Below are 8832 nucleotides of genomic sequence, written 5' to 3' on the forward strand. Positions count from 1 at the left end.
GGATGGTGTCGAGTGATTGCTTGGTGATGCGTTCGGTGCCGTCGTGGATGGCGGTGATGGCTGCTTGGCGGATGAGTCGGGTGAGGCTTCCGATGCGTCCGGCGGTGCGCTGGTGGAGGTAGGGGGCGTGGCGGGGGAGGGTGCCGGGTTTGTGGCCGGTGAGGTCGAGGTTGTTTTCGATGTCGGTGATGACGTCGGTGAAGGGGCGGCGGGTGCCGTGGCGGGCGGGGAGGGGGCCGCAGTCGATGAGGGTGGCGCGTCCGGCGAGTTGAGCGCCGCGTGTCCCGCTGAAGAGGGGTGTGTCGGTGACGTTGATGCCGGCGTAGACGAAGGTGGCGGGCAGGCGTTCGGTGAGGTCTTTGATCAGGTCGGCGGTTTGGGCGCCGGTGGTGGTGCGGGGGTTGAGGCGGTGGATTTCGTCGATGAGGACGAGTTGGACACCAGCCTGGGTGTAGGTGTGGCAGACGGCGTCGGTGATCTGGGTCTGGGTCATGCGGGTGGTGGTGGGGATGCCGAGGTAGCGGGCGAATTCGGTGATGAGGGTTTTCGCGGTAGCGCCGGGTGGGACGAGGACGTACGCGACGGGTGCCGCTCCGTGTGCTGATCCGGGCGGTGCGGGGTTTTTGCGGGTGTGGGCGAGGTGGCAGGCGCGGCCGACGTGGAGGAGGGCGGTGGTTTTCCCTGCTGCTGCGGGTCCGGTGACGATCAGTGAGGGCCGTGCGGTGGCCTGTTGGTGGCGGCCGAGGATCATCAGGGTACGGACCTGGGTGGCGAGGGTGCTGATGGCGGGGGTGCGGATGGTGACGAAGCTGGAGTGGTAGGCCAGGCGCTCTTCCGTACTGCGGGGCGGGTCGCCGGGCTGGGGCGGGGCGGGCGGGTCGGTGGTGGCGAAGCGGTGCCAGCCCTGCCAGGTGGTCAGCGGCCAGGAGGGCTCGGCGTTATCGCCGTGTTCGTCGCCGGTGGCTGTGCTGCTTGCGCTCTGCGGGCGCGGGCTCACCATTTGTCGGCTTCCTCGTATGCGTCGTAGAGCCCGAATCCGGTGGCCACCGCGGCGGGCGTGTCGTCGTCGGGCAGGTCGTCGAGGTCGTCGATGCTGTCGTCCTCGTCCTCGTCCTCGTCTTCGGCCTCGCGCTGCTCCTGCCTGTCGGCGCTTGGGCCCCTGTCGTCTTGCGGATGGCGGGCTGGGGGGAGCGGGATGGTGACGGTGCGGGCCAGGAGGGCCTGTTCGGTTTTGGTGGCGTGGCCGGTGTGGACGCGGCGCATGAGCTGGTCGAGGGCGTCGGCGAGGTCGGCTTCGTACTGCTCTGTATCGCCGTGGTTGCTGTGCAGGGCGAGTGTTCTGATGTGCTGCCAGGTGTGGTCGTTGAACGGCTGGTGGACGTGGTCGCGGTGGATCCACGGGATCTCGGTGAGTTCACCGTCGGGCAGCCGGATCCAGATCTGGCGGACGTCGTGGGGGTTGTAGTGGATCTCCCATTTGCCGCCTCGGCCGGTGTGGGGCGAGGGCTGGCCGCGGTAGGGGGCGAGGAGGTCCGCGTCGTAGGTGCGGTGGTGGATGCGGATGCCGGAGGCGGTGATGGCCTGCCAGCGCACGGGCAGCAGTTCGAGGTAGTCGTGGCCGGTGAGCGGGACGGGCACATATCCGGCGACGGCGACGAGCGCGGCCCACATCTGGTTCGGGGTGAGGGCCTTGCGGGGCATCATCGGGTGGCGCAGGCCTTCGTGGGGGCGGTGGTGGTAGTGGACCAGCCATTCGTCGAGCAGGTCCTGCAGGTGGGGGACGCTGTAGCAGGCGTCCTTCTCGGTGTCGGGGCCGCGGCGGGTGACGTCGGATCCGGTGTAGCCGGGCAGGTGCTGGCAGAACAGGTGGTTGATGGTGCCGAAGGCGCGCTCGACGATGCCTTTGGCGGTGGGAGCGAAGGGCGGGGCGGGCTGGACGCTGATGCCGAGGGTTTCGCAGGCGGCGGTGAAGGCCCGGGAGACGAAGACCTTGCCCCGGTCGACGACGATCGTCTCGGGCAGGACGACGGGCCGGGCCGCAGCCCCGGCCAGGCGCTCATCCAGGCTGGTCAGCTGCTGGTGGGGGAGTGCGGGGCCGCGGTCCATGCGCAGGATGTTCGGCCAGGTGGGGCGGGCGGGGTGCGGGACGGCCATCTCCGCCAGCAGCAGGGCCGCGTCGACGGCCTTGGTCGCGCTCGGGCACAGGACGGCGGCGAGGATGGCGCGGGTGGCGACGTCGATGGCGATGGTGAGTTCGGGGCGGGCGAGGGTGCCGTCGTCGAAGAGGGCGAGGACGTCCAGGCGGGTGGTGTCGACCTGGACCTGCTCGCCGGGCCGCAGCGCGGTGGTGGGGGTGAAGGCCCGCCCGTGGAAGCTGGCGGGGGTGGGCCGGACGGGGCCGGTGGGCAGTTCGCCGGGGCGGGCGAGAGTGGTGACCAGGCGGTACAGCGTGGCCTGGGACGGCGCGGGCACCGTACCGGGGCCGTGCCGGTCCTCCAGAATTTGGTTGATCAGCGGGAACAGGCCGTTGATGGTGCCCTTGGAACGGCCGCGCCGCCGGCGCAGCGCCTCGCGGACCGCGGCGACGACCCGTTCGTCGGCCCGCCCGGTGGGGGTGGGTGCGCGCGTGCTGCGGTGGTCGAGGAGCCCCCACAGGCCTTGTTTGCGGTAGGCGAGCCGCATGCGCTGCACCGTGGTGCGCGAGACGCGGCCGAAGCCGAGCGCGGTCAGCTCCTCAGCCTTGGCCTGCTCCCGCTCGGCCAGCGTGTGCCGTGCGGGGTCGTACTGCGGCCGTAACGCTCCTTCGCTGCCGGGCCCGCCAGGCAGTCCGCATTCGACCTCTCTCACGTGCCGCTGCCAGGCCAGTGCCTTCTCGCGCGCCGCGGCGGGGGCGGTCTCGAACAGCCCCCACTGCGGGGCCGCCTGGGGCACGTCGGCCCCGATGACGCTGAAGCCGGGATCGGCGAACAGATGCCCGGCGAGCACGGCCTGGCCGCCGCCGTCCGGGCCGAGGAGGTGGATGTCCTGCCCGGACAGGGCGACCACCTGCCACTTCACGCCGCGGAACCGGACGTGAGCTCCGACCTTCACGGCCGGCCGGGCATTGCGCCGCGTGGTCACCCGGCACCTGTCGTCGTTCCGGGGCCGCTCCAGTCCCGCGGGCCGACGAGGATGCGTTCGTGCAGTGGTGTTTCCAGGTCTGCCGTCAGATGTCTGTGCCACAGGGCGTGGAAGACGGCGGGCAGGACCTCGATCGGGTCGCCGGCCGCTTCGGCGCCTTCCAGCAGCGGCCGCGGCCGCGCGAACGCCTCGAGGACTGCCGCCGTCAGGCCGGGGCGGCCGGCGTTGCGGGGGTGGCGGTAGCCGGCCAGCCATTTCAGGTTCGCCGCCACCACCTCATCCAGCGGCGCAAGCCGCTGGTAGGTCCAGCCGATGTGCGCGCACGCTTCCGCCACTGCTTCGGCCGCGCCCAGGGCGCGTGCGCCGCCGGCGTCGGGATGGCTGGGGCAGTCGGCGAGCAGGGCGGTGCCGTCGCTGTAGCGGGCGAAGATCTGCGGTACCCAGGAACGCACCTGCCCGCGGGGGGTGTGCCACAGCAGCCGTACCGGCCGCCCCGCCAGGGCGGTCACGCGCGGATCGCGGTCGAGGACGATCAGCTGGGTGCGCATCGCGTTCGATCCCGCAGAAACGTGCCGTCCGGTCGTGGCCGACCACCACAGGCCCGGTCCCCACCGCCGCCCCGGGATCACCGGGAACGCGGACACCGGCGCCAGGTCCTCGAACGCCACCGCAAGGGCGGCGTCCTCCCACCGCTGCTGGACCACCTGCCCAAGGGGGTCGAGAAAGACCGCCTCGAACCCGGTATGGCGACCGGCCGCCACCCGCCCTGCCCGGCTTCCTGGCCCGGCCGTATCTGCGTTGATCACCTGCTTCAGCCAAGCCGTATCCGCTTGGATCCACCTGGTTTTGGCGATTCCTGCCACGAACGGGTACCGCGTGCGCTAACGGTTGACGAGCCCCCTTCTGGCGGCTGCTCCGCGCTTCCCGAAGCGGGGCTTCAGCCCCTGTCTTCCTGGCCGGCCGTCAGCATGTTCATCAAGGCGTCGGGAGACATCTCCGCCCACTGGGCCACCTCTTCCAGAGGCATCCCGGCGTTCACCGCGACCAGGGCGGTCCGCTTCCAGGCGTTCTCGATCAGGCCGGCGCTGTGGCGGAGGCGGCGCAGAAGCTGCCGGGCGACGTCAGCGGTCGGCCCGGTCTGCACGCCGCGCAGCTGGAGCAGCTGTTCCTCGGCGCTCTCGATCGCCCGGGTGATCAGCGTGCGCTGTTCGGCGGGCACCGCCGCCCGCCACATCCTGCCCGAGCCAGGCGCCTTCTTCTCCTTGCCCAGCACCCTCAGTTGCCCGGCCATGGTCGCGCTCTGGTGCTCCTGACGCAGCCACCATGGATCGTTGTCGTATCCGGGCGGCCCGCCTGCGCCGCGGCGCAGGCGGATGACGCTGCCCATCCAAGAGGTCAGCGGGCCGCCGTAGTCGGTCGCGGCCAGCGGCCCCAGCCACGGCCGACCGACCCGCTCACCGAGCCGGCGGCAGAACATCCCGTCGGCGGGCAGCGCCCGCGGCCGTCCGGCACCGCTGTCCAACCACGCCAGCTCGGCCATGGCCGGGTCCAACAGCGCGTCGGCGACGGCCACCACCTCGGGGAAGACGACTGCGTCCCGCCCCACGATCCGCCACCGCTCCAGATCACCCCCGGCGTCACCGCCCGCAACCTGGTGCAGCCGCCGCGGCCACACCGTCTCCCGCTCCCAGTGCAAAGCCTGCTCCCACCACCGGGCCACCACCGCATGCGCCAGCGCGAACACCCGCTCCGGCTCGGCCCCGGCCCGCACCGCCCGCCGCGCCACCCCGGTCCACCACCGATGCGCCTGGACCACCTCCGGCAGATCCCGCAGGTCGAGGTGCTCGAAGGGCTGCTCGGCGTCCGCGTCCTGCAACCACCGCCCGTGCCGGACACACACCCGGGACCAGAGCGGCGCGTACCGCATCACCCGCACAGCCGTCCCGGTACGCCGGGCCGCGCACAGGCGGCAGCCGAATGCCACCGGCCCGGCGACCGCGCCGCCGATCCGCCACGCCGCCGCCGGCACTGCGTCCTCTTCGGCGGGCAGCTTGACGTCCTCCTGTTCCCAGGACGGCAACGCCCGCGCCAGCACGTCTTCCTCGATGCCGCACAGGCTTGCCAGGAGCTGCCGTCCGGCTGCGTTCAACAGCACCTCGGCGTCGGCCCGCGCGCCCCCGCCGTCGTGCCCCGGCTGGTAGTTGCGCCAGTGCCAGCACGACCGAAAAACCTTCGCTTCCAGCCCGTAGCGATTCGCGATGCGGCAGATCAGCGACGAGGTCGTCTCCCTCTGCAGGGGAGCGGTCCGCAGCAGGCCGGGGTGATGGGTCACTCCACCACGGTCTCGTGTCCACCGTCCCGGCGGGCGCTTTCGCAAGGGATGCCCAAGATCTGGACCGCTACGAGGCAGGAGAGGAACACGCCTGATTCCAGAGTCGGCGAGTGTTGGCCGTCCCGTGCCCCCTTCGCCGCCCGCAATTCGAGCCCTCGCACCGGCCTACGTCTCCCGCTTGATGTCGCTCCTTGAGGTCTTTGCCCTGCACAGGCGGTGTCGAAGGCCACTCCTACGCGCTGCTGGCCGTGCGCTGGGCAGCGTGTCTCCGTACGGTTTTCAGTGCCCGGCTCGGACAGGACGGCAGGGCTTGGCGGTCCCATGCCCGGTCGCACGTTGCATGGGACCGCCCCCAAGGAGTAACTGGCCACGGCAGGGCGGGGTGCCCCTGTCGTCCCTCGTGAACATCCCGACGTGCGGCGGCCGCCATCGCGCCTCCCGACGCGCTGTGCGCTGTCGCGTGCAGAGGTCAGATGGTGCGAGCGGCCCGGTAAATCCCTGCAGTTGTCGCGCGTGTGGCGTACGGTGATGTCACCGACGCGGGGTGGAGCAGCTCGGTAGCTCGCTGGGCTCATAACCCAGAGGTCGCGTGGTTCAAATCCCGCCCCCGCTACGAGCGAAGGGTCCGGCAGCAGCCGGGCCCTTCTCGTTCATCCCACTGCGCGAGGTTGGCGCGAGGCCCGACAGTATCCTGCGTGACGCGCTGACTGCCCGCGCCCGAAGGGCCGGCGCCTGAGGACAGCTGAGGTGCGGAGAGGGTCCGTGCCGTCTGCGTTCGGCACGGACCCTCGCAGCAACCCTCCCACGCGCCCTATGCCACCGCCCACTCCACCCTCACCGCCGCCAGCTACGCCCACTCCATGCCGAGCTCTTGCAGCGCGTTCAGTTGCTCCGCGCTGAGCTTGTCGCGCCTCGATTTGGTGTTCGATACCCATACGCCCAGCCTGATGGCCACCGGCTCCGTCTCGCCGTGGACGGTGATCTGTTCCCTGTGGCCCCTTGGCACTGGCCGCTGGCCTTCCCGTTCCACCCACTGCGCGAGGGCTGTCAGGCCGCGCTGGAACGCCTGCTGCGCCTTGCTCGGCCTCTTGGCCGCGCGCCCGTCCGCCGTTGCCGGAGCGGGCCGCTCAGCGGGCTCGATGCCCAGCCTAGACAGCCGCTCCTGCTGCTCGGTCGACAGCTGCGCCCAAGTGGCCGGCTGCTTCTGCCTCCCGATCCACCGCCCGAGATCATCGCCGTCGAAGGTCACGCCGGGTTGGATGTCGGGCAGGTGGCCGTGGGGTTCGTCGGCGGCGAGGTCGCGGAGGACGGCGTAGTGGCGTTGCCAGTCCAGTGGCCAGGGGCAGTTCCAGTCCTCATCGATCGCGGCCAGCTGTTGCGCGCGTGTGGCGGCCCGCTTCGGGTCTTTCCCGAGGCCGCCTTTGCGGCGGAGGTTGGCCATGTGCTGCCCGATGGGTACCAGCGTCCCGTCGGCCGGATCCTCCCAGACGGCGTCTTGGCGGGGGGCGAGGTGGCCGCGGGCGCGCCGGTAGGAGCGGAGCGCGGCGAGTTTCTTCTCCCAGGCTTCTTCGCCCGGTTCCCAGACCATCCCGGCTTCTGGTGCGTCCAGCAGCTCCTTGCGGTGGGGATCGAGCTCCCCGGCTCGGAGTGCCTTCCGCTGTTGGTGGACCCATCTTCCAAGTGGAAAGGATTTCGTTGCCCCGACTTCGACCTCAACGTCGTAGGGCACGGCGTAAAGGCCGGTGATTTCGTTCTCGGCCCGCCAGCGGACAAGCGCCTGGTAGCCCTGCAGCCAGACCAGGGACTCGGGCCGGTAGACCCGGGTGCGGAGGAAGGCTGCGATCGTGCCCGGGTCCCGGGGAGAGGAGAAGTGGAGCAGGGCGGACTCGGCGGCGGCCTGGGTGTCGTCGTGCTCCTGGTCCTCGCCGTCCCCTTCGCCGTCGGCCCCGACGATCCGCCCGTCCTCGTCACGCCTCAGGTGCGCCTTGCGCTTCCCGCTGGTGAGGGCACGGGAGGCGAGCTGTTCCACGAGTCGTTCATCATGACTGCGCAGGCCTTGGAGGACGGCTACAACGGGTGCGAACGAGGCTGAGGCGATCATGTCGCGCGGGTCCTCGCCGGGCTGGAGGAAGACCGGCACAATGATCCGCGCCGTTTTCGTGGTCCCGTCCGGGTTCGGGCGGAGCGCGCGGCCGATGTTCTGGACGATCTCGACTTGGGAGGTGCGGGTGTCGGCGAAGCAGACGGCCTCGACTCCTCGTTCGCCGGTGATGTCGACGCCTTCCCCGAGGACGCGGCAGCTGGCGAGGAAGGCGCGGTGGACCCGGCGGCCGGCGGCGTCGATGCCGTTGGCGAACTGGCGTAGCACTTCGCGCCGTTCGGTGACGAGGTGGTCGCCGCATAGCCACGCCGACCACACCCGGTCCGGCGGGACGTGGCGGTCGGCCTCGAGCTCGTAGAACTGCGCGTCGATCGACGACTTCGGCAACTGGTCCGCCGCCGCGAGGTCATGGTCCGAGGCGTCGTTGGCGTACAGCTCTGCGGCCGTCTCCGGCAGTTTCTCCGCGAACGCCATGGCCTCCTCCACCCTTTGGTGGAAGGTCATGACCGTACGCAGGTTGTACGCCGCCGCGTGCTCCAAAAGTGCGGTCTGCAGGAGCGCCAGGCGCCGGCCCCGCTGCGCCTCCTCCGATTCCCCCAAGACGGGGGAGGGGTCGTGGATCTCCAGCACGTCGATCTCGAACCCGGCGAGGATGCCCCGCTCGATCGCCTCGCTCAATCCGAGTTCGGCCAGCCAGGGTCCGTAGGTGTCGGACTCCTGGCCCATCGATGCCAGCTCCAGCTCCTGGCCTTCCGCGCCCTTCTGCGGCCGGGGCGAGGCGAGGATGCGCGGGGTGGCGGTGAGGTAGAGCCGGAAGTCGGCGGGGATGCGCGTGTTGTCGTGGATGGCCGCCCACGGCCGCCCGAGATCACCTGCGGTTGAGTGGGCTTCGTCCACGATCGCGAGGTCGAAGCCTGCCATCTGCTGGCCGTAGAGCCGCTCTCCGCCCGCCAGAGCGGCCTCCAGCGGTCCACGGACTTTCCTCTGGCCGATCGGGTCCTCCGGGTCCTCGCGGTCCACGAGGGAGGCGTACGTGGCGAACACGACGACCGGCCCCTTCCCGGCCCACAGCGCCAGCTGGATGGGGTTGGTAGTGGTACGCACCCCCAACTCGTTCAGCACCGGGTCGTTCTCCAGCGAGCACACCGCGACCATCGGGGAGCGGTGGCCTACCCGGCGCCATGCCTGGGCGGTCTGTACGAGCAGGTCCAGGGTCGGCACGGTGACGAGGATCCGGCCGTGGGGGAAGCACTCCAGCGCGCACGCGGCGGCGGTGATC

5 protein-coding genes and 1 tRNA gene are annotated in these 8832 nt (G+C 71.0%); 1 reads left to right on the plus strand and 5 read right to left on the minus strand.

Annotated features, from left to right (window positions below; translation table 11 throughout):
- From AC5WS8_RS38570 to AC5WS8_RS38585, 4 genes are all read right to left on the minus strand, one after another.
- On the minus strand, positions 1–919 hold a 919-nt coding region (locus AC5WS8_RS38570), incomplete at its 3' end, for a TniB family NTP-binding protein (RefSeq protein WP_496108146.1).
- Positions 920–993: 74 nt separating this feature from the next.
- On the minus strand, positions 994–3057 hold the full coding sequence (locus AC5WS8_RS38575) for a TnsB C-terminal domain-containing protein (protein WP_496108143.1): 2064 nt from the start codon (positions 3055–3057) through the stop codon (positions 994–996).
- A gap of 59 nt (positions 3058–3116) precedes the next feature.
- Positions 3117–3881, minus strand: coding sequence for a TnsA-like heteromeric transposase endonuclease subunit (locus AC5WS8_RS38580; protein WP_496108147.1), 765 nt, complete (start codon positions 3879–3881; stop codon positions 3117–3119).
- 176 nt (positions 3882–4057) lie between these two features.
- Positions 4058–5452 carry a DNA-binding protein gene (locus AC5WS8_RS38585; protein WP_496108144.1) on the minus strand — a complete coding sequence of 465 codons (1395 nt, stop codon included), beginning with the start codon at positions 5450–5452 and terminating at the stop codon, positions 4058–4060.
- 538 nt (positions 5453–5990) lie between these two features.
- Between AC5WS8_RS38585 and AC5WS8_RS38590 the strand changes: the two genes are divergently transcribed.
- Positions 5991–6065, plus strand: a tRNA-Met gene (locus tag AC5WS8_RS38590).
- 234 nt (positions 6066–6299) lie between these two features.
- On the opposite strand, the gene AC5WS8_RS38595 is transcribed toward AC5WS8_RS38590, so the two are convergent.
- Positions 6300–8832, minus strand: a 2533-nt coding sequence (locus AC5WS8_RS38595; protein ID WP_496108145.1) for a helicase associated domain-containing protein, incomplete at its 5' end; no start/stop codon positions are given.

This window comes from Streptomyces sp. PTL18 (assembly GCF_059510295.1).